Source organism: Streptomyces sp. NBC_00273, from assembly GCF_036178145.1.
Taxonomy (GTDB): Bacteria; Actinomycetota; Actinomycetes; order Streptomycetales; family Streptomycetaceae; genus Streptomyces.
Genome location: NZ_CP108067.1, coordinates 1,448,824 through 1,470,780 on the forward strand (window position 1 = coordinate 1,448,824; position 21,957 = coordinate 1,470,780).

The following is a 21,957-nucleotide window of genomic DNA, read 5'->3' on the forward strand; positions in this document are numbered from 1 at the left end:
CCGCGCGCGCCACCGGCGCCGGGTTGAAGGTGCGGGGGTAGCGTCGGACCTCCTCGGCCGGTGGCCGGAACTCGCGCTTGCCGGCCCGGTTAGGCGTACCTAACCTATGGCTCACCCACGCTCGAGAACGTCGGCACGACTTCGGGACCCGTCCCCAACCGAAGGAGCCTCCCCCCATGAACGCACGTCTCGACCATGCCCGGCCCTACGCCCTCGGCCTGTTCCGGATCGTCACCGGACTGCTCTTCGCCTCGCACGGCGCCGCTTCCCTCTTCGGTGTCCTCGGCGGTGCGCACGGTGGCGGAACCGTCGCCACCGGGAGCTGGCCCGGCTGGTACGCCGCCGCCATCCAGCTCGTCGCCGGCGCTCTGGTCCTGCTGGGGCTCAGCACCCGGGCGGCCGCCTTCGTCGCCTCCGGTTCGATGGCGTACGCGTACTTCACCGTGCACCAGCCCGGTGCGCTGTGGCCGCTGCAGAACGGCGGCGAGGCCTCGGCGATGTTCTGCTGGGCCTTCCTCCTGCTGGTGTTCACCGGCCCCGGAGCCCTGGCGGTGGACGGGCTGTTCTCCTCGCGTTCGGCGGCCTCCGTCGGGCAGCGGGACGAGAACCGCCCGGAGGCCGTCACCGCCTGAGGAATCGATTCAGCGCCACTCGCGTCGACACCGTACGCGGCGGCACCACTCGCGCCCCGGCGCCCGGGCCCCTCAGCGGGGCGCTGCGACCAGCCCTATCTCGTAGGCCGTGATGACGAGTTGGACCCGGTCCCGGGCGCCGAGCTTGGTGAACAGGCGCGAGACGTGCGATTTGGCCGTGGCCGCCGAGATGAACAGCTCCTCGGCTATCTCGCCGTTCGAGAGACCCAGCCCCACCAAGGTCAGCACCTCCCGCTCGCGCTCGGTGATCCCCGCGACGGGTCGCGGCGCCCGCACCTCGGGCGCCGCCGGCCCGGGCGCGCGGACGAAGTCCGCGATCAGCCGGCGGGTGACGCCCGGCGCGATCAGGGCGTCCCCCGCGGCGATCACCCGGATCGCGGCGAGGATGTCCTCCACGGCCATGTCCTTCACGGCGAACCCGCTCGCGCCGGCGCGCAGCGCCCCGTAGACGTGGTCGTCCTCGTCGAAGGTGGTCAGCACGAGCACCTTGACGGCCTCCGCGGCCGTGGTGATCAGCCCGGTGGCCTCGATGCCGTCCATGCCCGGCATCCGGATGTCCATCACCACCACGTCGGGGCGCAGTTCGGCGGCGAGGCGGACGCCGTCGGTACCCGTACCGGCCTCGCCGACGACCTCCAGGTCGGCGGTGTCGGCCATCAGCACCCGCAGACCGGACCTGACCAACGGCTGGTCGTCCACGAGCAGGACGCGGATCGCCCGCGCGGGAGCGGCGGTCATCGGAGCCCGTCCACGGCCGCCGCGGCCAGGGGCAGCGGCAGCGCCGCCTCGACCCGGAAGCCGCCCCCGGCCCGGGGACCGGCACTGAAGCGGCCGTGCAGCAGGCTGACCCGCTCGCGCATGCCCGTGATGCCGAATCCCGTACTTCCGATGCCGTCGGGCGCGCCGCGCCCGTCGTCGACGACCTCCACGGTCAGCTCCTGTTCCCCGTATCCGATGGTGACCCGGCAGTGCCCGGTGCCCGCGTGGCGGACCACGTTGGTCAGCGCCTCCTGCACGATGCGGTACGCCGACAGGTCCGTCTCGGGCGGCAGTTGACCGCGCTCCCCCTCCCACCGTACGTCGACCCGCACCCCCGCGTCGGCGGTGGCCGCCACCAGCGCGTCGAGGTCCGACAGCCCGGGTGCGGGCCCGAGCGGCGCCTGCCCCCGGGTGCCGTCCGGCTGGGCCCGACGCAGCGCGACCAGCGTACGGCGAAGGCCGGACAGGGTCTCGCGGCTGGTGGCCTCGATGGCCCGCAGGGCGGCGCGGGCCTCCTCCGGCTGGGTGTCGATGACCCTGCTGCCGACACCGGCCTGGATGGCGATCACGCCGATGCTGTGGGCGACCATGTCGTGCAACTCGCGTGCGATGCACAGTCGTTCGGCGGTCACGGCCTCGGCCACCTGCTGCGTGCGCAGTTCGGCCGTGTGCTCGCGGCGCTCGCGGAACCGCAGGCCGGTCATGTAGACGGCGCCCAACGACAGGAAGGCGATCAGGCTCGTGCTCATCAGGTCGTACGGTCCGGAGGCCACCAACGCGACCCCCGGAAGCTCCACGGCGAACACCATGACGAGGGCCGTGACCGCGTCCCGCCGGGGCCGCGTGGCGACGACGAGTCCGAGGACGAGGTCCGAGGCGAGGAAGACGAAGAACCGGCCCGGACCGTGGTTCTGGGCGGCCCCCGCGACGAGCGTGCCGCCGAGGAGGGTCAGGGCCAGTGCCGCCAGGGGCCGGTGCCGCAGCAGGGGGACGAGCGGGGTCACCGCCAGCAGCATCACGACCCCGAGGAGCGGCCCGGCGGCGTACGGGACACCGCCGATCAGCAGGCCCACGACGAGGACGTAGAGGCCCGCGCCGCCCCAAGCCGTGCGGGCCGATCCGGACCCTGATGTCGAACTCCGCGCGGCCTCGGCGGACTTCGGGGTCTTCGCGGGCTTCGGGGTCTTCGGTGGGTTGTCCATGGCGTGACCGTAGCCAGCCGTCCCCGGCCCGGGCATCCGCCCCCGGGCTTACGCCCCCCGGCCGAGGCCACCGGGCACGTTCCGCCGGCGGTCCGATGTCCTCGGGCCGAGCGCACTGGCAGGGTGGGCCGGGTGATCGAGGTCAAGGAACTCACCAGGACGCACGGCGACCGGACGGCCGTGGACCGGCTCTCCCTCACGGCCCGGCCCGGCGCGGTCACCGCGTTCCTCGGCGCCGCCGGGGCCGGCAAGACCAGCGCGCTCCGCCTGATCCTGGGGCTGGACTCCCCCACCGCGGGCACGGTCGCCGTGTGCGGGGTCCCGCTGCGCGGCCGCCCGCGCAGCCCCCACCAGGTCGGGGCCCTGCCCGATCCGGCCGGGTTGCGCGGCCGGCGGACCGCCGGGGCGGTGCTGGGGGCACTGGCCCGTGCGCACGGCATCGAGGCGGGCCGGGTGGCCGAGGTGCTGACGGAGACGGGCTTGGCGCAGGAACCGCGGCGGCGCGTGGGTACGTACTCCCCCGCGATGCGGCAGCGGTTGCGCATCGCGGGGGCGCTGCTCGGGGATCCGCCCGTGCTGCTGCTGGACGAGCCGCTGGCCGGGCTGGACCCCGAGGGGATGCGGTGGGCCCGCCGGCTGCTGCGCGCACTGGCCGCGCAGGGGCGTACGGTCGCGATCACCGGTGACCGTGCGGCGGAGATGGCCGAGACGGCCGACCGGATCGTCGTCCTCGACCGGGGCCGGACGGTGCTGGCGCAGTCCGCGGCCGAGTTCACCGCCCGGAGCGCCGCGCCTCGGGTCGTCGTGGGTGCTGCGAGCCCCGTCGAGCTTGCCGCCGTACTGACGGACGGGGGCGCGACGGTGGTCCGGGCCCGCCTGTCGGGTCCGGACCGGCTCGCCGTGACCGGCATGACGGCGGAGCGCGTCGGCCCCCTGGCCACCGAGCACGGGATCGTGATCCTCGAACTCGACACCCGCAGGCCTTCGTTGGAGGAGGTGCTGGGCGAACTGTGCGCCGGTTCCCGGGCCGTGTCGGCCCGGTCCCGCCCGGGCGGCGGGCGATAGCCTGGGCGCATGGAGGAACTGGGTGGGGTGGAGGTCATCGGCTTCGCGGACGCCGAAGCGTTCGAGAGCTGGTTGACCGAGCACCACACGCGCCACGAGGGCGTGTGGATCAAGCTGGCCAAGAAGCGGTCGGGGATCGCGTCGGTCACCGATGACGAGCTGGTCGACATCGGCCTGTGCTACGGCTGGATCTCCGGGCAGCGGCGCGCCCTCGACGAGCGGTACTACCTGCAGAAGTACGTGCCGCGCCGGCCCAAGAGCCTGTGGTCCCGGGTGAACGTGGACAAGGTCGCGGAGCTGAGCGCCGCGGGGCGGATGCGTGAGCCCGGACTCGCCGAGGTGCGCAGGGCGCAGGCGGACGGGCGGTGGACGCACGCCTACGAGTCCCAGCGGACGGCGGCGGTGCCACCGGACCTCGCGGCGGCCTTCGAGGCGGATCCGGCGGCCGCGGAGGCGTTCGAGGCGCTCGACCGCACCGGGCGCTACCAGGTGGTCCTGCCGTTGCTACAGGCGCTCACCCCGGAGACCAGGCGGGCCCGGCTCGACCGGGCGGTGCGGCTGCTGGGGGGAGGCGGGGCTGCCGGGTGATCCGGCCGGTCTCCCGCGAGCGCAGGGGGCCGTAGGGGGCAGGGGCGCAACGGACCGGGAGAAGGCGTCAGGCCCGGCCTCCCCACGGGGAGACCAGGCCTGCAGGAGGGCGGAGTCGCGGGTCAGGAACGCTGGTCGCGGGCCTTCTCGGCCTTCTCGGCGTTCTTCTCCTTGATGCGGACCGTTTCCTTGCGGACCTCGGCCTGGGTGGCGCGCTCACGCTGGAGCCACTCGGGGGCCTCCTGCTTCAGTGCTTCGATCTGCTCCGTGGTGAGGGGCTCGGTGACCCCGCCGCGGGCGAGGCCGGCGATGGACACGCCGAGCTTGGCCGCCACCACCGGTCGCGGGTGCGGACCGTTGGCGCGCAGCTCCTTCAGCCACTGGGGCGGATCGGCCTGGAGCGCACTCAATTCGCTGCGCGAGACGACACCCTCCTGGAACTCTGCGGGGGTGGCCTCGAGGTACACGCCCAGCTTCTTCGCCGCGGTCGCGGGCTTCATCGTCTGGGTGTTCTGGTGCGACGTCATGGTGTCAAGAGTATCGAGCGTGTGCGCTACCTCCGACCACGACCGGTAACCTTGCGGGGTGACAGGCTCGGAAGTACCCCATTCGTTCCGGCTCGCTTATGTCCCGGGGGTCACACCCAGCAAGTGGGTGCGCATCTGGAACGAGCGGCTGCCCGACGTCCCGCTGACCTTGGTGGCGGTGTCCCCGATCGAGGCGTGCGGCGTGCTGCGGGCGGGCGGAGCCGACGCCGGTTTCGTGCGGCTGCCCGTCGACCGCGACGACCTCAGCGCGATCCCCCTCTACACGGAGACCACGGTGGTCGTGGTCCCCAAAGACCACCTCGTGGCCGCTGCGGAAGAGGTGTCCACCGAGGACCTCGCCGACGAGATCGTGTTCCACCCGCTCGACGACACCCTGGACTGGGAGCAGCTGCCGGGCAAGCCCGCGATCGAGCGGCCCGAGACGACGGCGGACGCGATCGAGCTGGTGGCCGCCGGGGTGGGCGTACTCGTCGTCCCGCAGTCGCTCGCCCGCCTGCACCACCGCAAGGACCTGACCTACCGGCCGGTGTCCGATGCGCCCGCCTCGCGGGTCGCGCTGTCGTGGCCGCAGGAGGAGACCACCGATCTGGTGGAGGAGTTCATCGGGATCGTCCGCGGCCGGACCGTGAACAGCACGCGGGGGCGCACGCCGACCCCGCCGCAGCCCAAGGCGAAGCGCAAGCGCCCGGACGCGGGTACGGGCGGCGGCGGTGGCGGGGGCGCGCAGCGGAAGTCGGGGGCCGGGAAGTCCTCGTCCGGGAAGCCGGCCGGCAAGAACCCCCGCGGGGCGTCCGGCGGCCCCAAGGGCGGCAAGGGTGCGAAGGGCGGCAAGGGCGGTAGGCCCGGCCGTCGCCCGTAGGCCCCGCCGCCGCCCGTAGCCCGCTCGTCGTCCGCAAGGCCCGGCCGTCGTCCGTAGGACCGGCAGGGCCGACCGCGACGGCCTGGCTTCGGGGATCCGGCTCACCGCGCGTGTATGCAGGAGGGATGGATCTCCGGTCGCCGTCGCACCCCCGTCACCTCCGGTCCCCCAAGGTGAGCCACGCACAGCTGGCGGTCCCGTTCGCGCTGATCGCCCTCGTGACGTTGATCGACGTGCTCGCTCCGCCCGAGGTGCACCTCGGCCCGTTCCTGGCCGCCGCACCTGCGGTGACCGCGTCGTTCGCGGGACCCCGGATGACGGCCTTCGTCGGTTTGGTCGCCGTACTGGCCCAGGTGGTGGTGGCGACGGCGCGCACCAGCCTGACCGATCTGAACCACACCTTCCAGATCATCGCGCTCGTGATGATCTCGGTGTTCGTGACCTTCTTCGCCCACCTGCGCGAGGAGCACGAGAAGGAGCTGACCCAGCTGCGCTCGGTGGCGGAGACGGCCCAGGAGGTGGTCCTACGGCCGCTGCCCGACCGGATCGGCCCGCTGGGCGTCGCGTCCGTGTACCTGGCCGCCGCGGCCGAGGCCCAGATCGGCGGCGATCTGTACGCCGCCGCCCGGACGGCCACCGGCACGCGGCTGATCATCGGCGATGTCCGGGGCAAGGGGCTGGAGGCGGTCGGGGACGCCGCGCTCGTCCTGGGCGCCTTCCGGGCCTCCGCCCACCAGGAGGCCGGACTGCCGGGCCTGGTGGACTACCTGGAGGCGGCGGTCTCCGGGGACCTGGACGGCGCCGGGGACGAGGGCGAGAGCTTCGTGACCGCGGCCGTCCTGGAGATCCCCGACGCCGAGCCGGTGCTGCACCTCGTCAGCTGCGGTCATCCGCCGCCCTTGCTCGTGCTGCGCGCGGGCGGCGCCGAGCAGCTGGAGGTGGAGCGGCCCGCGCCGCCGCTGGGACTCGCCGGGCTCGTGGCGTCTGCGGTCACCGCGCAGACCTTCGCCTTCGCCGAGGGTGACGTCCTGCTCCTGTACACGGACGGTGTCCTGGAGGCGCGCGACCCGGCGGGTACCTTCTACCCGCTGGCGCGACGCGTGAGCGCATGGTCGGGACTGCGCCCGCAGGCGCTGTTGGACCTGCTGTGCCAGGACCTGCTCGCGCACGCGGCCGGCCACACCCTGGACGACGACGCGGCGATGGTCGCGATCGAGCGGCCCTCGGCACCTTAGGGCGTGTCTCCTGGCCGGGCCCGGTTTGCCAGAATCGGATCATGCTGACCCTCGGAACGATCGTCATGGGAGCCGCGGACGTGCGGCGAGCCGCGGAATTCTGGAGCCGGGCGCTGGGGTACGTACCCCGTGACGGCCAGGTGGACGACGGCTGGACGGTCCTGGTCCCGGCCGACGGCGGCGGGCCGGGCCTGGCGCTCGGCAGCAGCGTCACGCCCGTACAGGAGCGGCCGCGCGTCCACCTCGACCTGTACGCGGCGGACGCCGCCGAGCAGGCGGCGGAGGTCGAGCGGCTGGTCGCCCTGGGCGCCCGGCACGTCGACTGGGATTCCTACCCGGAGGACCCGGATTTCGTGGTGCTGGCCGACCCCGAGGGCAACCGTTTCTGCGTCATCGACGCCGCGCACTGCTGAGGCCGGAACCCGCGGGAGCAGGACGCACGTCCTCGGCATCCTTGGCCGGTCCTTACCGCCACCTTAAGCGGAACGTAAGACTCATCAGGGCCGCACCGAAACGAACGAATGTCCGTTTCGGTGCGGCTAGCGTGCTGCCGGATCCCCCAACTCCCCAGTAACACAGAGGTAGGCACGCGATGGGCAGCACAGTCGGGCACCGGCGCACGACGAGCCGTACGGCGAAGGTCACGGGCGCGGTCGTGGCGGCGGCGGTGATCGGTGGGGCGGCCTTCGCCCTCACCGGGACCGCGCAAGCGAGCTCCGTCGGAGCCGTGTACACGAAGTCCAGTTCCTGGAGCGGCGGTTACACCGGCCAGTACGTCATCACCAACAGCACCGGCACGGCGCAGTCGGACTGGACCCTCCAGTTCGACCTGCCGGCGGGCACGAAGATCGACTCGCTTTGGAACGGCACCCACACGGTCTCCGGCCGCCGCGTGACCGTGAAGCCCGCGAGCTGGAACGGTCAGTTGGCGGCCGGGGCCTCCGTCACCGTCGGCTTCGTCGCGAGCGGAACCGGCACCCTCGGCAACCCCACCGGGTGCCTGATCAACGGGGTGAAGTGCTCGGTGGACCAGGGCGCCACGGCCCAGCCCAGCGGGCGCCCCACCGTCCGGCCCACCGTCACGGCGAGCCCGGCCCCGACCGCACCCACCACGTCCGCCAAGCCCACCGGGAGCACGTCGCCCTCCCCCACCGCGACCGCCCCCACCAGCACTCCCGCCCCCGGGGGCGCCGGCGCGCGCTTCGCCCCGTACGTGGACACCTCCTTGTACCCCGCCTACGACCTGGTCGACACCGCGACGAAGACCGGTGTGAAGGAGTTCCACCTGGCCTTCATCACCTCCGGCGGCGGCTGCGCCCCGCTGTGGGGCGGCGTCACGGATCTCGCGAACGACAAGGTCGCCGCCCAGATCGGTGCGCTGCGCGCCAAGGGCGGCGACGTACGGGTGTCGTTCGGCGGGGCCGCCGGTCACGAACTGGCGCTGAACTGCGCCACCGTGGACGAGCTGGCCGCCGCGTACGGGAAGGTCGTCGACCAGTACCGGCTCACCAAGGTCGACTTCGACATCGAGGGGGCGGCCCTGCCGGACACGGCGGCCAACGCGCGCCGCGCGCAGGCCATCGCCCGGCTGCAGAAGTCCCACCCGGGCCTGGACGTCGCCTTCACCCTGCCCGTGATGCCCGAGGGCCTGACCCAGCCGGGTGTGGCGCTGCTGGCCGACGCCAAGAAGAACGGTGTGCGCGTCGACGCCGTCAACATCATGGCGATGGACTACGGCCCGGCGTACAGCGGGGACATGGGGCAGTACGCGATCCAGGCCGCGACGGCGACGCAGGCGCAGATCAAGGGCGTGCTCGGGCTGTCCGAGGCGGCGGCGTGGAAGGCCGTGGCCGTCACGCCGATGATCGGCGTGAACGATGTCGCGAGCGAGGTCTTCACGGTGGAGGACGCGACGCAGCTCGTGCAGTTCGCCGCGTCGAAGGGGATCGGCCGGCTGGCCATGTGGTCCTCCACGCGGGACAAGCAGTGCGCGGCCGGGGCCGTCAACCACGCGGACGCGACGTGCAGTTCGATCCTCCAGCAGCCGCTGGCCTTCACCAAGGCGTTCTCCGCGCTCAAGTAGGCGCGCGCGGACCGAAGGGGGAACGGCGGACGGGCCCTACGCACTTGGCGTGCGGCGGGCCCGTCGGCCGTGGCCCTACGCGAGGATGCCCGCGCGGGCGGCGAAGTCGAGTGCCGCGTCGAGGCGCGGGGCCGGGCGGCCTTCGGTGTGGGCCGCCGCCAGCAGCGCCGCCACCGCGCCCGCGTCGGCCTTGCGTTCCCGTGCCAGCGCCGCGAACCGGGCGACGGCCTCGGTCAGGCTCCGCTCCAGCGCGTACGGTGCGTCGAACGAGGACACGGTGAGGCCGAGGAACTCCTCCTCGTCCGAGCCCACCCAGGCAGCGGCCCCGTCCAGTCCGTCCTCGCGCACCTCGTCCGGGTACGGGATGCGGTGCCACGCGCCGTTCTCCCACCAGTAGACGAAGCCGAAGAGATTGCCGGCGGCGTCATCGCGAAGGAGCTCCCAGGGCAGCCAGTCGGGGCCGCCCTCGAGGAAGTCGATCTGCTCTCCGCCGACGTGGGTGTGGCTGCCGTCGGGGTCCTGGCCGCAGAACACCGCGCGCCCGTCCTCCACCATGGTCAGGCGCCACCAGCCGTCCCCGCCGGTGGAGTGGCACCACAACCCGTCGTCGTCGAGGGCGAACTCGGTGCGCGTCGAGCACGCGGTGTCCACCATGGCCATGGTCACCGCCCTGGCCCACAGCAGTTCGGGGTGTTCTAGGTCTTCCGGCCGGCTCGGCGCGTGCATCGTGATGTCTCCTCCCGGGTGCCGCCCAAGCCTCGCACGCGGGCCCGGGTCGGCCGAAATGCCGATGGTCGGACGGCTCGGCGGCGGTGAGGCTGGGCGGCCGGGCGGCCGGGCGGCTGGCGCGCGAGGCTTCGGCCCGTCCGTGACCGCAGCCGCCGGAACGGGTCTGACCCTCGCCGCGGCCTTTCCCGCCCTCGCCGCCCCATGGGATCCGGAAGGCACCGCGCCCGTGACCACACCCGCGCAGGCCCTGCGCCGGCTGGCGGCCGGCAACCAGCGGTGGCGGGCCCGGCACCAGGACCATCCGCACGAGTCCGCGGCCGTGCGCCGCCGGGTCGTCCAGGGCCAGCAGCCCTTCGCGCTCGTGCTGGGCTGTGTCGATTCGCGCGTTCCGCCCGAGCTGGTCTTCGACCAGGGGCTGGGTGATCTACTGACCGTGCGGTCGGCGGGCGAGGTGCTGGACGAGGCGGTTCTGGGAAGCATCGCGTACGGAGTCCTGGAGCTGCGCATACCGCTCGTGCTCGTCCTGGCCCATCAGTCGTGCGGGGCAGTCTCGGCGGTGGTCCACGCCGACGCGTCGGGCGAGCCGCTCCCCGCGCATGTCCAGTACCTGGCCGATCAGATACGGCCTTCCATCGATCACGGTCAGTACGGCGAGGCCCGCGTCGACGCGACGATCAACGCACACGTGCGCAACGTCCGCAGACGGCTCGCGGCCGAGCCCGACCTCGCGGGGAAGGTGGTCACCGGCGAACTGGCCGTGCTCGCCGCCCGCTACGAGTTGCGCGACCAGCACGTACGCACCCTGGCCTGACGGCGGCGGCGCGTGCGGGCCCGTCCCGGCCGAGCCTCCGATCGGAACGGGCCACGGTTCGCGACCGTCAGGCGTTGACGCAGACGTTGCCGGCGGCCGGGTTGAGCGCGCCGATCACGTTGATGCTGTTGCCGCACAGGTTGATCGGAATGTGGATCGGGATCTGGACCACGTTGCCCGAAAGCACACCCGGCGAGCCGACCGCGAAGCCCTCCGCGTTGGCGTCGGCGGACGCCGAGGACGCACCGCCGATGACCGCCAGGCCGAGCACCAGGGCAAGACCCGCACTCTTCAGAACACGCGACACGTGACATCTCCTTGTAACCGCACAGCGGTGCCGGAGCACCGCACGGCCCCGAGCGGGGTCGTCGCCCTCTACTTCGGCAGCTGACGGCCTCCCAGCCCGGTTGCGACCGGCCGGTTCCCTCGAATAGGTGGACCCGCGCCTCCGTTCGGGGGTACGGGAGCACGGTCGAGCCCGGGCGGCCCGGGCTGCTCGTTAGACCGTCCGACTGAAACCCCGGTCGTGTGCCCCGGACGGATTTCACCACCGCGCCGTTGCCGCAACCGGGTGGCTCCGGCGGGGACCGCGTTCGTCCACCGGGACGCACCGGGCCCGGCTGGCGGAGCTGCGGGATCCCGACGATCAAGATCGGCCACTGTTCCGCCGTCGCCCGAGGAGCCGGCCTTGTTCCCGCTTCAGTCCGGCGAACCCGTTCCGCGCGTACGCGGCTATCTCCTCGCTGGGGAAGGGCACCACGGACTGGTGCTCGCCGTAACTCCCCCGCTCCCACCGGGCGACCGTGATCTCGTAGCCGGAGACGTGGGCGCAGAGTTGAAGCAGGATCGGCGGCATTTCCGCTTCGCCGAAGAGGTCGGCGTGCTTGATGACGAGGTCGCGCATCCGCTGGATGTTCGGGAGGAAGACGGTCTTGACCCACAGCCGCCACTCCGCGAGTTCCTCCTCGGTCGGCGGGAGCTCATGGACGAAGGGCGATCGGCCGTCGGAACGGGCGTGCCGCTCCATGAACGCGCCGAAGATGCGGCCGTTGGCCTCCGTGAGGGCGAACAGCGGTCCGTAGAGTTCGCTGAGCTGCCGGTTGACGCGCGCGAGGCGCTCTTGTCGCTGGGCCAGGCGCAGGCCGTTGAGGTAGGTGACGGTGTAGCCGACGAACGCCAGGACGATGGTGACGACCCATGTGATCATGAGGGGAGATGGTAGTAAGCGCCGTCCCTCGTAGGCCGGTTGGACGCCCGGGGGCCGGAACCCCGTCGGTAGTCTGCCTCGATGCCCCTCTCTGATGCCTTGTCCCAGGCCCTGCACTCCCCTACCGATCCGCCGCTCCGGCCGCTCCCGTCCCCGGTGGTGGACCTGCTCCGGTCCCTCGACGCACCGCCGCGGCTGGCCGCCCATCTGCGTGTCGTCCACGACGTGGCGGTCGAACTGGTCGATTGGATGGACCGTCGCCATCCGCGGATCGCCGTCGACCGCGCGGCCGTGCTCTTCGGGGCGGCGACCCACGACATCGGCAAGACCGTGCACACGGCAGAACTGTCCGGGCCCGGCTCCTCGCACGAAGGGGCGGGCCGCGAGCTGCTGTCGGCCCACGGGTTCGGCCCGGAACTGGCCCGGTTCGCCGGAACCCACGCCTCGTGGACGGCTCCCGGTACGACGCTGGAGGACCTGCTGGTGAGCACGGCCGACAAGGTCTGGAAGAACAAGCGCCTCCAAGAACTCGAAGACCTCGTGATCGCGCGCCTGGCGCAGGCGACGGGCGGCCAACACTGGGAGGAGTACCTCGCGTTCGACGATCTGCTGACGCGCATCGGCGAGGGTGCCGACGGCCGGCTCGCCTTCCAGGCGTCCTTCCCGGAGCACGCGTAGCCCTGACGGCATTTCTTAGCATCAGAGGTCAACTATTCGTCCGGTCGCCGCCGGGACGACTACAAAGGTCGAGACCGAACCGGACCGGACGGGCGACGGGGATCATGCCACCGTCGACCACCGGAATGATGTCGAAGGCGGTGTATGCGCGTGCGTAGATGCGGCAGAATCGAATGGATAGCGGTCAGATTACTTACAGGGAGACCAGGTTCCGACTCCTCCACCTGACGCACTCGGCCCCGCCGCGGACTGTGCCGATAGGCGGGTGCAACGCCGATCCAGGCGCAGGGAGGAGGGATTCCCCGACCTCCTCCCTGCGTTTGCGCTGTGCGTTTCGTTCAACTAATTCCCCACTCCTCGGCGGAGTCCCCGCTGCGGCCTGATACGAGCCGCTGACGTGCACCGTCGAGGGAACCCACCTTGGGCCGCGTCCTGGGCGACGCGATGATCCGGTTGCCACGCGAGCGCGTTCCGACGTGCACCGCACACGGAATTGCGCCGGTTCCGGAGGGCCTCTGCAAGCTGCCCCTCTTCCGCAGCCGAAAAAACTCACCTGAAATTTTTCAAATGGGCACCCATCCGCAGGCGTTGGGGCACCGAAGGAGGAGCGAGAGCCTCTCCAGGGCCTCGTGTAATCCCGTACGATCTGCGATTCCCGTCCTGGGGATCCACGGAACAGGAGCGAATGTGATAGTCAAGCGCGCCGGTCGCCACGTGGTTCTCGCCGCCATACCCGCCGCCGTGGCCCTGACCCTCGGCCTTTCCGGACCAGCTCTCGCGGAGGGCGGAAAGGCGTACCAGATCGACCTGGCGCAGCTGAACAACTCGGGCTCCAGCGGTACGGTCATGCTGACCATCAAGGGCAACCAGCTCACCGTCCAGATCGAGTCCAAGGGCATGGTGCCCGGTCAACCGTCGGCCCAGCACCTGCACGGCTCGACGAAGGGGCACGACTTCCACTGCCCGGACATGACCGATGACAAGGACGGCGACGGGGTCCTCAGCAACACCGAGGCCACGCACGACTACGGCGACATCAACATCTCGCTCACCACGGGCGGGGACACCAAGCCCACCAGCGGCCTCGACGTGCTGCGCATGCCGGTCGCCGATGCGCAGGGCACGATCCGCTACAAGCGGACGATCGAAGTCGGCCAGGACGTGGTGACCCACATCAAGGACCTGCACGTCGTGCAGCACGGCATCGACCGCAACAAGAACAAGAAGTACGACTTCGAGGGGGCCGGCAAGAGCGAACTCGATCCGAAGCTGCCCCAGGAGGCCACGGCTCCGACCAACTGCGGAGAGGTCAAGGGCGCGGCGGTGGGGTCGATCCCCGTCGGCGGCATCGAGACCGGCGGTGGCACCGAAGAGCACACGGCGGTACCGGTGACGGTGCGCGACGGCGTGGCGATGACCGTGCTCGCGGTGGTGGCGGGCGCCGTGATCATCGGGCGGAAGCGGGCCGGTATCGGCCCCGTCCGCCGGGAGACCACCGGGGGCGGCGCGTGAAGACGGCACCCGCGCGGCTCCGCCGCCGAACCGTAGGCCCGCTGGCAGCCGTCGTCCTCGCCGGGCTCCTCCTCTCGGGGTGCGGCGGCGGCGAGAACGCGGCGAAGCCCCCCGCCCCGGCGGGGCAGGACGCCCAGGGCGGGGCGCCGGCCGCCGCCGCCCCGCCCGCCGGGAAGGCGCCCGCCGAAGCGTCGAAGGGCGGCGCGAGCCCCGGTACGGGCGCGGGCGCGGGTTCGGGCAAGGCCGAACAGGCCCTGGCCCGGTCGGCGCCGCAGAAGATCTCGATCCCGTCCCTCAATCTGTCCAGCTCCTTGGAGACGCTGCAACAGAACCCGGACGGCACCATGCAGACCCCGAAGGACCCCGCGCTCGCGGGCTGGTACGAGCCCGGGCCGACCCCCGGCTCCACAGGACCGGCCGTGATCGCCGGGCACGTCACGTGGAACGGCGCATCCGCGGTGTTCGAGAAGCTGAAGACGATGAAGGGCGGTGACACCATCAAGGTGACCCGACAGGACGGCAAGACGGTCACGTTCACGGTGGACAAGGTCGCGGAGTACCCGAAGGCCGAGTTCCCCACTCTGGAGGTCTACAAGAACATCGACCACGCGGGCCTGCGCCTGGTCACCTGCGGCGGCAACTTCGACCCGCAGAAGCACTATTACGACAGCAACGTGGTGGTGTACGCCCGCATGACGGGCGCCGCCTAGCCACGACGTCGGGCCGGGAACACGCCCGTCGGCCGCAGCGCCCCACTGCGGCTGACGGGCCCGGCCCCGCCCGGCCGGATGAGTATCCGTACTCATGGCGTGAGCATGACTGCAAGACCACGATGGAGCACCGGAACGGATCTTCATCGAGGGGGACGACAGGCATGGGTGCGACCGTGGAGGAACGCGGCGTCGGGAGCGGCGGGGCAAGGGAGCGCGGAGCCCGGGCGGTGCTCGACCCGTTGGCCCGGCCCGCCGGTGTGGGTGCGCTGCTGGGCGCCTTATGGCTCCTGGTGGCGGTGCTGCCCTGGGACTTCGACGACTTGTGCCACAGCGAGGAGCCCTGGGGGTGCCTGGGGTTCGGACTGCTGATGCTCGCGGTCATCCCGCTCGTCACCACGGTGGCCGGCTGGGTGTTGCTGCGCGTGGCAGGCCTCCGTCCCGCCTGGCGGGTGGCCGCTCTGGGCGGGGTACTGGCAGGGGCGGTCGAGTACCTGTTCTCCCGGGCGGGGGGCGGGTCCCTCCTGGCTTCGTACGCGATACCGCTCGTGCTGGCCGCTGCCTACGCGGCCGCGGCAGCCGTCGCACTGCCCGCCGTCGGCTCCCTCCGGCGCTGGGGCGTGCTGGGCGCCACTGCTGCTGATGTGGCCGTTGACGGGAGCCCTCGGCGAACACAGCATCTCGCAGTACACCGAACGGCAACTCGCCGCCTCCAAGGTCCCGTTGCTGGCCCCCGAGCTGCGCGGCTACCGAATGTTCTTCCCCGAGGCCAACGCCTACAGCGGCACGTTCGGCTACCTCCTGCTGCCGAGGCCGGTGGAGACCAGCGCCGCCGACCGGGAGCGGCTCGGCATCTGGGTGACCGTCGCCCCGCCGGTCGCCGGTTTCGCACCCCCGGACGCGTGCGGGGTCTACCGCGGTGTCACACAGATCGACGCGGGCCCGTGCGAACAGGTGGCCCCCGATACCTGGCGCTCCTCCCGGTCCGGGGCCATCCGCTACATCGCGCGACGCGAAGGCGCCGTCGTTCTCCTCGATGGCGGTGGGCCGACCGTTTCCGACGAGGACCTGAGGGCCATGGCCGACACCCTCACCGTACGCAAGCCCGCCTACTTCCTGCATCCGAACGGCTAGGGGGTGGCCCGTACGCCGTCTTGACGCGGCGGCACCCGACCCGTCGCCGGATCGGGTGCCGCACCTGGCTCGCGTCAGTCGGTGGCGTGCGTCCAGGTCGTGCACAGCGCCCAGATGATGAACACGTCGATCGCGATGATGATGATCGACCACCAGGGCTGGTACGGCAGCCACATGAAGTTGAGGATCACGCTGATGCCGGCCAGTGCGATACCGGCGCCCCGGGCCAGGTTCGACCCGGCGAACAGGCCGACCCCGGTGAGGACGACGATGATCCCGACGATGAGGTGGATCCAACCCCACGCCGTGAGGTCGAATTCGAAGACGTAGCTGCCGATGCGCGCGTAGACGTCGTCGTTGGCGATGGCCGCGATGCCCTGGAATATCGCGAGGCAGCCGGTCACCAGGAGGAGGACCGCGGCGAACATCGTGCCCACGTTCCCCGCGCCCTGGCCGTCGCCGCTTGGGAACGACGGTGCGTTGCTGCCCGGCGCAGGGCCGGTGTTCCAGTTTCCCCCGGTCGGTGTCGGCTGGCCCATGGAATTCACCTCACAGTTGGCGGTACAGCGCAGGACCGTCCTGCTCCGGCTCGTCGGTCACAGGCTTCGGTGCCCACATCGCAGTGTCGTCCGGCGGTCCGGTTCCCGTGATCACCCGAAGCGGGTGGTCTTCACCCGAACCCGCCCCGGGCCGCCGCGCGGACGCCCGGCAGCTCCCGCTCAGGCGGGCAGCCGGCGCATTTCGAGCACCCGCAGGCCCAGGGACTGGAAGCGGGTGAGGAGCCCGTACAGGTGGGCCTCGTCCGCCACGCTGCCGAACAGGAGCGTCTGCTCCGGTACGGGGGTCCGGTCGAGCTCGGGAAAGCTCGCGGCGAGCGTGTCCGGTACGACCCCCGAGATGCGGAATTCGTAGCGCATGAGAGCACTCACTCCTCTCGGAACGAAGGCGGCGCAGCCCGGGCCGGTGCGAGGGCCCGGGCTGCTCCCGGCTTCCCACGCCATCGTCGGCCCCCGCCCCGCGCTCGGCATCGCCCGGTGCGGGCGAGAAGCGCGTCCCCGGCGGCCCGCTCGCGGCTCAGAGCATCCCGAGGTCCTGCGCCCGGTGGACGGCCTCGCTGCGCCGGGTGACGCAGAGCTTGCGGTAGATGCTCTTCAGATGGGTCTTGACCGTGTTGGCGGACACGTACAGCTCGGCCGCGATCTCCTCGGTGGACAGCAGATCCGCCGCCTTGCGCAGCACCTCGGTCTCCCGCGCGCTCAGCGGTTCCACCACTGCCGGCTGCCCGTCGGCCTGCGGCGCACGCGCCATACGGGCCGTACGGGCCGTACGGCCCGGGGCGCGGGGGATCAGCCAGCCGTGCGACCGCGCCCAACGCGGGTCCTGGCCCAGGGTCCGGCGCACCCACGGCCCGCTCTCGACGAACACCCGGCGCAGTTCCTCGGGGCGGGCGAGCGCCAGCGCCTCGCCGAGGTGCCGGTGCGCCTCCTGGGACTCGCCGTCCGCCGCGGCGATCTGCGCGCGGAGCAGGCACGCGCGGGCCCGTACCGGGGTGGTGACGCCGCCGTCTCCCGGTACGCCCCCCAGCGCCGCCGCCGCGCACGCGCCGCGGCCGGCGGCCAGCAGGGCCCTGGCCCGGGCCACCGCGCGCTCCGGCCGGTCGCCGTCCGGGGCCTCCACCGCGTCCAGGACCCGCAGGGCCCCGGCGGCGTCGTCGCGGGCCAGGTGTACGGCCGACTCGGCCACGGCCAGCTCGTCCACCGCCCAGGCGGGCAGTTCCTCCGGGTCGACCGCGCGCAGCGCGGCGAGCGCGGCGTCCCCGTCGCCCTCGGCCACCGAGATCCGGGCCCCGATGACGGCGGCCCGAACGGCGGTCGCGGGATCCGGGCGCGGCCCGGGCGCCGCGGTGGCCAGGTCGAAGTGGCGGCGGGCGGCCGGCAGGTCGTCCTGCTCGAGGGCCACGCCCGCCAGGACGAGGTGGACGGTCGCGGCCCGGTGCTCGGGCGGAAGGGCGGACCGCTCGGCGACGGCCAGCGAGGCGCGGGCGTGGGCGGCCGCCTGCCGCAACCGGCCGCGCAGCAGTTCGGTCAGGGCCAGTGAACCGAGGGCGCCGCAGTGCGGGGACTCCGTGCCCGGCTCCCCGCACGCGGCGACTGCGGCCGTGAGCGTGGATTCGGCCCGGTCCAGGCGTCCCGCACCCAGCTCGACGGCGCCGAGGTGCGCCAGCAGCAGGGCGCGGAGCTCGGGGCGCTCGGCGACCAGGTGCGGCGGCAACTCGCGCAGCAGCCGTTCGGCATCGGCGGCGGCCCGTTCGACGGCCGTCACGTCATCGGCCGGGCGTCCGGCGAGCACGCCGAGGAAGGCACGGGCGAACCGAGCCGCCGGACCGCACGGGTCCGTGAGCGAACCGTCCGCAGGGGGTGCGTCCGCCAGGGCGGCGTCCGCCCGCCGCAGTGCGGCCTCGCATCCGGGCAGGTCCTGTTCGGCCAGCCGGCAGGCCGCTCCGACCAGCGCGGGCGCCACTGCGGTCGTCCCGGTCGGCATCCCGGCGAGGGCCCGGCCCAGCTGATCGGCCTCCAGGCCGGTGAGGAGGCGGCCGATCGCCAGGTTGTCGACCAGCTGTGCCGCCGCGAACTGCCAGTCCCCGGCGGCGGCGCCCTGGAGCACCGCCTCCGTGAGCCGCCCGGTCCGGGCGAGCCAGCGCGCCGCCCGCCCGTGCAACCGGGGTTCGAGCCCGGGGCAGCGTTGCCGCAGGTGGGCGCGCAGGACCTCGGCGAACAGGGGGTGCAGCCGGTACCAGGCGGAGGCGTCGATCTGCTCCAGGAACGCGTTGTCGCGGGCCAGTCCCGCCAGGGTCCGTGCGCCGTCGTCCCGGCCGGTCAACGCGTCCGCGAGGTCCGGGTGGACGCGGTCCGTGACGCAGACGCGCAGCAGCAGGTCCTGGGTGGGCGGCGACTGTGCATCGAGCACCTCGGTGAGGAGGTAGTCGGCGATCGTGGTGCGGTCGGCCGCGAACTGGCGCAGGAACGCCTCCGGGTCGGCGCTGCGCTGCATCGCCAGGGCGCACAGGCGTACCCCGGCCGCCCACCCCTCGGTCCGCTCCATCAGCAGGCGGATTCCGGCGGGTGAGACGTCCAGCCGGTGCTCGCCCAGCAGCGCCTCGGCGTCCGCATCGGTGAACCTGAGGTCGGCGTGCCGGATCTCGGTGATCTCACCGGCCGCCCGGTAGCGGTGCAGGGGCAGCAGGGAGTCCGATCGGCTGGTGAGCACGATGCGCAGGCCTCCGGCCGCGTGCCGGAGCACGAAGTCCAGTCCCTCGCTCGTCGCGGGCGGCTGGGCGGTGTCGAACTGGTCGAGGACGAGGACCGCGGGCTGCGTGGATGCGGCCAGCCCGTCCGCCAGGCGCACCAGGAACGAGCGGGTCACCCCTTCGGCGCGGGTCGGCCTGCCCACCGCGGCCGGCAGTGCCACCCCGCCCCGGTGGAGGGCCTCCAGGACGTAAGCCCAGAAGGCACCGGGGGCGTCGTCGGGTTCGACGGTGAGCCACATGGGGGGACGCGGCGCGCGCCCGTCGGCCGCCCAGTGGGCGGTGAGCACCGTCTTGCCCGACCCGGCCGGGCCGTTGATGAGGGTGAGCGGCCCCTGCGCCCCGGCCGTCAGCCGCCCCAGCAGCTCGGGCCGGTGGACCAGCAGCTTCGGCACGGCCGGAGGGGCGAACCTGGCCGTGAGCATGGGGTCGCCGGTCGGGGCCCGGTGGTCCATGGAGGTCACCGGGGTTCCCGCGGGGGTACGGACTGTGATCGGCCCACGCTCACCACTGAACCGGTGATCGGTGGTGATCACCAGTCGTGTCACCTGGTCCGGGTGATGCCGGGGCGCCCGGCGGCCCGGAGCATGGGCACCGCTCGCCTTCCCCCTGCGGGACGGCCGTCCAGGAGGTCCGATGAACGCTCTCGCGGCGGCCGGATGGGGCGCGCTCGCAGCATTCTCCCTGGTCATCGGCGCCTGGCTGGCGCTGCGCTGCCGTCCGTCGACGAGGGTGACCGGACTGGTCCTGGGGTTCGGGGCGGGAGCACTGATCGCGGCCGTGGCGTACGAGCTGGTGCCCGAGGAGCGCTTCGAGAGCGCATGGGACTTCCTGGCCGTCGGGGTCGGCGCCCTGACCTTCTTCCTCCTCGACGGAGCCCTCGCGCAGAAGGCCACGGCGCAGCGATCGGCCGGGAGCGCGCACAACGCGAACCGCTCCATCGTGCTCGGTGCCCTGCTCGACGGGATACCCGAGTCCCTGGTGCTGGGGATGGGCCTGGCCGCCGGCGGCTCGATCAGCGTGCCGTTCCTGGCGGCGGTGTTCCTGTCGAACCTTCCCGAGAGCCTCGGCGCCACCGCGGGCATGCGGGAGGAGGGCCGCCCGCCGGGTGTGGTGTACCGGATCTGGTGGGGCATCACCGCGATCTCGGGCGCGTGCGCCGCGCTGGGCTACGGGCTGGTGGGGTTCGTACCCGGCACCGAGGGGCGGCTGGTGCAGGCGTTCGCGGCCGGGGCGGTCCTGACCATGCTCGCGAACTCGATGATGCCGGAGGCCTTCGAGTTGGGCCGCAGGCTCGCGGGCCTGTCGACCGTGCTCGGCTTCGCGGCCGCCGGGGCGCTCTCCCTCCTGGAGTGAGGCACCACCGGCGGCCGCTCGCTCAGACCTCCGGGGTGAAGCCGATCCAGCGCGGCTCCAGGTTCACGCCGAGCAGGGTGAGGCGTACGTCGTCCCCCACCTCGAAGGTCCTGCCGGAAAACTCGCTCTCGTGGACCACGCAGTCGACACCCGGGGCGATGCGCACGGACACACCGAACGGAATGATCTTGGTGACGGTGCCCGTGAGGCGGTCTCCGACCTGGTGGGCTCGGACGAAGGCGCGCCGGGGGTCCGGGAGCAGTGCTTTGACGGACAGGCTCGCGCGCTCCCACTCCAGGTCGACGTGGAAGACCTCGGCGCGGATCCGCCGGCCGATCGGGGCCACCTCGGCCACGTCCTCGAAGTGCTCCCAGGACATTTCGGAGACGCGCAGGAAGCCCATGGGGCGCTGCCACTCGTGGTCCAGGTCCAGGTCCAAGTCCAGGTCCACGTGCACGCCGACGTCGTCCAGACCGCTCACGACGGTGCCGGTCACCACGTCCCCGGTCCGCAGCGAGCCGAGCAGGGTCCGCCGCTCGTCGGCCGGGGTGCGGTTGGTGCGCCAGCGGGCCCGTACGACGCCGTCGGCGTCCGGCAGCACTCCGCAGAGCAGGGGCCGGCGATCGGCCGGTGCCAGCGGGACCAGGCCGGCCCGTCGGTGCGCTCCGGCCCTGATCGCCGGGTGGGAGTAGTCGGTGCGGCCCATCCACGGCTCGGCGATGCGCGACCAACGCATGTTCCCGTCGGGGTCCTGCTGGACCAGGAGTTCGAGCCGTTCCGAGCGGAGGACGGCGGCGCGGACCGCCTCGATGTCGTCGGTCAGGTCCGGCCAGACCGCCAGCCGGGCCCGCGGGGTCAGCAGCGCCCGTACCCGGGTGATCTCGGCGGCCGTGGTCGGCCGGTGCCACCGCTGGTCGCCGCCGACGTACCGCTCCTCGACCAGTACCCCGCCGTGCTCGGCGACCAGGCTGTGGACCGCCGTCCAGAAGGCTGCGTCCGCGGGCGGCTGGGGGTCGGTCTCGTCGAGGGCGGGGTCGTACGGGGAGCGTTCGACCGGTTCGACGGTCAGCCCCGATCGGCGGGCGTGCGCCGCGACCTCCGCGTACGGCGCCGGCCCCCCGACGTAGAGGTCGTGCCGTTCCCCGACGTGAAGGAAGAACCCTTCCTCGGTGTGCAGCCGGCACCAGGGGCCCTCGCGCAGCAGCACGGCCCGCAGCAGTTCCAGGCCGGTGTCGAGCGGAACGCGCGCGCCGTCGTGGAAATCGGACGGTGGGAGCGGGCCGGACGAGCCGGGCCGGTCGGGAGGAAACAGCCCCGCCAGCTCCGGCGCGCTCGGGGCCGGACGGGATCGGAAGGAGAAGAACCCCCGCGCCATCGGGTTGTCGATCGTCAGCCGGTCGATGCCGGCTCGAAGGGCGAAGCGTCTCGCGGCGGCGACGAAGGCCTCGGCCACCTGCTCCCGGATGTCGAAGGGGACGGCCGCGGCAGGGGTGAGCCGGTAGGTGAAGGGCGGCATCTCAGCGC

At 72.8% G+C, this 21,957-nt stretch carries 23 protein-coding genes; 13 read left to right on the forward strand and 10 right to left on the reverse strand.

Features of this window, described 5'->3' with window-relative positions:
• Positions 1–176 precede the first annotated feature (176 nt).
• Positions 177–632, forward strand: a complete 456-nt coding sequence (locus OG386_RS06165; protein ID WP_328787141.1) for a DoxX family protein — start codon at positions 177–179, stop codon at positions 630–632.
• A gap of 72 nt (positions 633–704) precedes the next feature.
• Here the strand turns inward: OG386_RS06165 and OG386_RS06170 are convergent, their stop codons facing one another.
• Positions 705–1,391, reverse strand: a complete 687-nt coding sequence (locus OG386_RS06170) for a response regulator transcription factor (RefSeq protein ID WP_328787142.1) — start codon at positions 1,389–1,391, stop codon at positions 705–707.
• Positions 1,388–2,614, reverse strand: coding sequence for a sensor histidine kinase (locus tag OG386_RS06175; protein ID WP_328787143.1), 1,227 nt, complete (start codon positions 2,612–2,614; stop codon positions 1,388–1,390). Before OG386_RS06175 ends, OG386_RS06170 begins: the two co-directional genes overlap by 4 nt.
• A 132-nt stretch (positions 2,615–2,746) precedes the next feature.
• Between OG386_RS06175 and OG386_RS06180 the strand changes: the two genes are divergently transcribed.
• Both OG386_RS06180 and OG386_RS06185 read left to right on the forward strand, forming a co-directional pair.
• Entirely contained in the window at positions 2,747–3,679 is a 933-nt protein-coding gene (locus OG386_RS06180; RefSeq protein WP_328787144.1) for an ABC transporter ATP-binding protein, read from the forward strand.
• A gap of 9 nt (positions 3,680–3,688) precedes the next feature.
• Entirely contained in the window at positions 3,689–4,267 is a 579-nt protein-coding gene (locus OG386_RS06185) for a YdeI/OmpD-associated family protein (protein WP_328787145.1), read from the forward strand.
• A 122-nt stretch (positions 4,268–4,389) separates the two neighbouring features.
• Here OG386_RS06185 and OG386_RS06190 read toward each other — a convergent pair whose 3' ends face one another.
• The gene (locus OG386_RS06190; RefSeq protein WP_328787146.1) at positions 4,390–4,794 is read right to left on the reverse strand and encodes a DUF5997 family protein; all 405 of its coding nucleotides are present in this window, start codon (positions 4,792–4,794) and stop codon (positions 4,390–4,392) included.
• A gap of 58 nt (positions 4,795–4,852) precedes the next feature.
• Between OG386_RS06190 and OG386_RS06195 the strand changes: the two genes are divergently transcribed.
• From OG386_RS06195 to OG386_RS06210, 4 genes are all read left to right on the forward strand, one after another.
• Positions 4,853–5,674, forward strand: coding sequence for a LysR substrate-binding domain-containing protein (locus OG386_RS06195; RefSeq protein WP_328787147.1), 822 nt, complete (start codon positions 4,853–4,855; stop codon positions 5,672–5,674).
• A 125-nt stretch (positions 5,675–5,799) separates the two neighbouring features.
• Positions 5,800–6,909 (forward strand): PP2C family protein-serine/threonine phosphatase, encoded by a 1,110-nt coding sequence (locus OG386_RS06200; protein ID WP_443053107.1) that lies wholly within the window; start codon positions 5,800–5,802, stop codon positions 6,907–6,909.
• A 41-nt stretch (positions 6,910–6,950) separates the two neighbouring features.
• The gene (locus tag OG386_RS06205; RefSeq protein ID WP_328787149.1) at positions 6,951–7,322 is read left to right on the forward strand and encodes a VOC family protein; all 372 of its coding nucleotides are present in this window, start codon (positions 6,951–6,953) and stop codon (positions 7,320–7,322) included.
• Positions 7,323–7,501: 179 nt separating this feature from the next.
• Positions 7,502–8,992 (forward strand): cellulose binding domain-containing protein, encoded by a 1,491-nt coding sequence (locus OG386_RS06210; protein WP_328787150.1) that lies wholly within the window; start codon positions 7,502–7,504, stop codon positions 8,990–8,992.
• 75 nt (positions 8,993–9,067) lie between these two features.
• Here the strand turns inward: OG386_RS06210 and OG386_RS06215 are convergent, their stop codons facing one another.
• Complete coding sequence (locus tag OG386_RS06215; RefSeq protein WP_328787151.1) at positions 9,068–9,718, reverse strand: hypothetical protein; 651 nt, start codon at positions 9,716–9,718, stop codon at positions 9,068–9,070.
• Between the two features lie 58 nt (positions 9,719–9,776).
• On the opposite strand from OG386_RS06215, the gene OG386_RS06220 reads away from it, so the two are divergent.
• On the forward strand, positions 9,777–10,532 hold the full coding sequence (locus OG386_RS06220) for a carbonic anhydrase (RefSeq protein ID WP_443053109.1): 756 nt from the start codon (positions 9,777–9,779) through the stop codon (positions 10,530–10,532).
• Positions 10,533–10,599: 67 nt separating this feature from the next.
• On the opposite strand, the gene OG386_RS06225 is transcribed toward OG386_RS06220, so the two are convergent.
• Together OG386_RS06225 and OG386_RS06230 are read right to left on the reverse strand one after the other, a co-directional pair.
• Entirely contained in the window at positions 10,600–10,839 is a 240-nt protein-coding gene (locus tag OG386_RS06225; protein ID WP_266607568.1) for a chaplin, read from the reverse strand.
• 339 nt (positions 10,840–11,178) lie between these two features.
• Positions 11,179–11,739 carry a hypothetical protein gene (locus OG386_RS06230; RefSeq protein ID WP_328787153.1) on the reverse strand — a complete coding sequence of 187 codons (561 nt, stop codon included), beginning with the start codon at positions 11,737–11,739 and terminating at the stop codon, positions 11,179–11,181.
• A gap of 81 nt (positions 11,740–11,820) precedes the next feature.
• Here OG386_RS06230 and OG386_RS06235 point away from each other — a divergent pair, with 81 nt between their 5' ends.
• The 4 genes from OG386_RS06235 to OG386_RS06250 all read left to right on the forward strand — a co-directional run bounded on the left by OG386_RS06235 (position 11,821) and on the right by OG386_RS06250 (position 15,773).
• Entirely contained in the window at positions 11,821–12,417 is a 597-nt protein-coding gene (locus OG386_RS06235) for an HD domain-containing protein (protein WP_328787154.1), read from the forward strand.
• A gap of 687 nt (positions 12,418–13,104) precedes the next feature.
• Positions 13,105–13,929: a hypothetical protein gene (locus tag OG386_RS06240; RefSeq protein WP_328787155.1), complete on the forward strand. Its 825-nt coding sequence runs from the start codon at positions 13,105–13,107 to the stop codon at positions 13,927–13,929.
• Positions 13,926–14,639, forward strand: coding sequence for a class F sortase (locus tag OG386_RS06245; protein ID WP_328787156.1), 714 nt, complete (start codon positions 13,926–13,928; stop codon positions 14,637–14,639). Before OG386_RS06240 ends, OG386_RS06245 begins: the two co-directional genes overlap by 4 nt.
• A gap of 642 nt (positions 14,640–15,281) precedes the next feature.
• Positions 15,282–15,773: a hypothetical protein gene (locus OG386_RS06250; RefSeq protein ID WP_328787157.1), complete on the forward strand. Its 492-nt coding sequence runs from the start codon at positions 15,282–15,284 to the stop codon at positions 15,771–15,773.
• A gap of 74 nt (positions 15,774–15,847) precedes the next feature.
• Here the strand turns inward: OG386_RS06250 and OG386_RS06255 are convergent, their stop codons facing one another.
• The 3 genes from OG386_RS06255 to OG386_RS06265 form a co-directional block, all read right to left on the reverse strand.
• Positions 15,848–16,312, reverse strand: coding sequence for a DUF7144 family membrane protein (locus OG386_RS06255; RefSeq protein ID WP_328787158.1), 465 nt, complete (start codon positions 16,310–16,312; stop codon positions 15,848–15,850).
• 180 nt (positions 16,313–16,492) lie between these two features.
• Positions 16,493–16,690: a hypothetical protein gene (locus OG386_RS06260; protein ID WP_328787159.1), complete on the reverse strand. Its 198-nt coding sequence runs from the start codon at positions 16,688–16,690 to the stop codon at positions 16,493–16,495.
• Positions 16,691–16,847: 157 nt separating this feature from the next.
• On the reverse strand, positions 16,848–19,532 hold the full coding sequence (locus OG386_RS06265) for a LuxR C-terminal-related transcriptional regulator (protein ID WP_328793175.1): 2,685 nt from the start codon (positions 19,530–19,532) through the stop codon (positions 16,848–16,850).
• 181 nt (positions 19,533–19,713) lie between these two features.
• Here OG386_RS06265 and OG386_RS06270 point away from each other — a divergent pair, with 181 nt between their 5' ends.
• Positions 19,714–20,433 carry a ZIP family metal transporter gene (locus OG386_RS06270; protein WP_328787160.1) on the forward strand — a complete coding sequence of 240 codons (720 nt, stop codon included), beginning with the start codon at positions 19,714–19,716 and terminating at the stop codon, positions 20,431–20,433.
• Between the two features lie 22 nt (positions 20,434–20,455).
• Here OG386_RS06270 and OG386_RS06275 read toward each other — a convergent pair whose 3' ends face one another.
• Entirely contained in the window at positions 20,456–21,949 is a 1,494-nt protein-coding gene (locus tag OG386_RS06275) for a S1 RNA-binding domain-containing protein (protein ID WP_328787161.1), read from the reverse strand.
• Between the last annotated feature and the right edge of the window lie 8 nt (positions 21,950–21,957).

What these genes read in the sequence shown, in the direction of transcription:
- OG386_RS06165 (WP_328787141.1), top strand. Translation starts at nt 177, where the DNA reads ATGAACGCACGTCTCGACCATGCCCGGCCCTACGCCCTCGGCCTGTTC.
- OG386_RS06170 (WP_328787142.1), bottom strand. Translation starts at nt 1,391, where the DNA reads ATGACCGCCGCTCCCGCGCGGGCGATCCGCGTCCTGCTCGTGGACGAC.
- OG386_RS06175 (WP_328787143.1), bottom strand. Translation starts at nt 2,614, where the DNA reads ATGGACAACCCACCGAAGACCCCGAAGCCCGCGAAGACCCCGAAGTCC.
- OG386_RS06185 (WP_328787145.1), top strand. Translation starts at nt 3,689, where the DNA reads ATGGAGGAACTGGGTGGGGTGGAGGTCATCGGCTTCGCGGACGCCGAA.
- OG386_RS06190 (WP_328787146.1), bottom strand. Translation starts at nt 4,794, where the DNA reads ATGACGTCGCACCAGAACACCCAGACGATGAAGCCCGCGACCGCGGCG.
- OG386_RS06200 (WP_443053107.1), top strand. Translation starts at nt 5,800, where the DNA reads ATGGATCTCCGGTCGCCGTCGCACCCCCGTCACCTCCGGTCCCCCAAG.
- OG386_RS06205 (WP_328787149.1), top strand. Translation starts at nt 6,951, where the DNA reads ATGCTGACCCTCGGAACGATCGTCATGGGAGCCGCGGACGTGCGGCGA.
- OG386_RS06210 (WP_328787150.1), top strand. Translation starts at nt 7,502, where the DNA reads ATGGGCAGCACAGTCGGGCACCGGCGCACGACGAGCCGTACGGCGAAG.
- OG386_RS06215 (WP_328787151.1), bottom strand. Translation starts at nt 9,718, where the DNA reads ATGCACGCGCCGAGCCGGCCGGAAGACCTAGAACACCCCGAACTGCTG.
- OG386_RS06220 (WP_443053109.1), top strand. Translation starts at nt 9,777, where the DNA reads ATGCCGATGGTCGGACGGCTCGGCGGCGGTGAGGCTGGGCGGCCGGGC.
- OG386_RS06230 (WP_328787153.1), bottom strand. Translation starts at nt 11,739, where the DNA reads ATGATCACATGGGTCGTCACCATCGTCCTGGCGTTCGTCGGCTACACC.
- OG386_RS06235 (WP_328787154.1), top strand. Translation starts at nt 11,821, where the DNA reads ATGCCCCTCTCTGATGCCTTGTCCCAGGCCCTGCACTCCCCTACCGAT.
- OG386_RS06250 (WP_328787157.1), top strand. Translation starts at nt 15,282, where the DNA reads ATGTGGCCGTTGACGGGAGCCCTCGGCGAACACAGCATCTCGCAGTAC.
- OG386_RS06255 (WP_328787158.1), bottom strand. Translation starts at nt 16,312, where the DNA reads ATGGGCCAGCCGACACCGACCGGGGGAAACTGGAACACCGGCCCTGCG.
- OG386_RS06260 (WP_328787159.1), bottom strand. Translation starts at nt 16,690, where the DNA reads ATGCGCTACGAATTCCGCATCTCGGGGGTCGTACCGGACACGCTCGCC.
- OG386_RS06265 (WP_328793175.1), bottom strand. Translation starts at nt 19,532, where the DNA reads ATGGACCACCGGGCCCCGACCGGCGACCCCATGCTCACGGCCAGGTTC.
- OG386_RS06270 (WP_328787160.1), top strand. Translation starts at nt 19,714, where the DNA reads ATGAACGCTCTCGCGGCGGCCGGATGGGGCGCGCTCGCAGCATTCTCC.
- OG386_RS06275 (WP_328787161.1), bottom strand. Translation starts at nt 21,949, where the DNA reads ATGCCGCCCTTCACCTACCGGCTCACCCCTGCCGCGGCCGTCCCCTTC.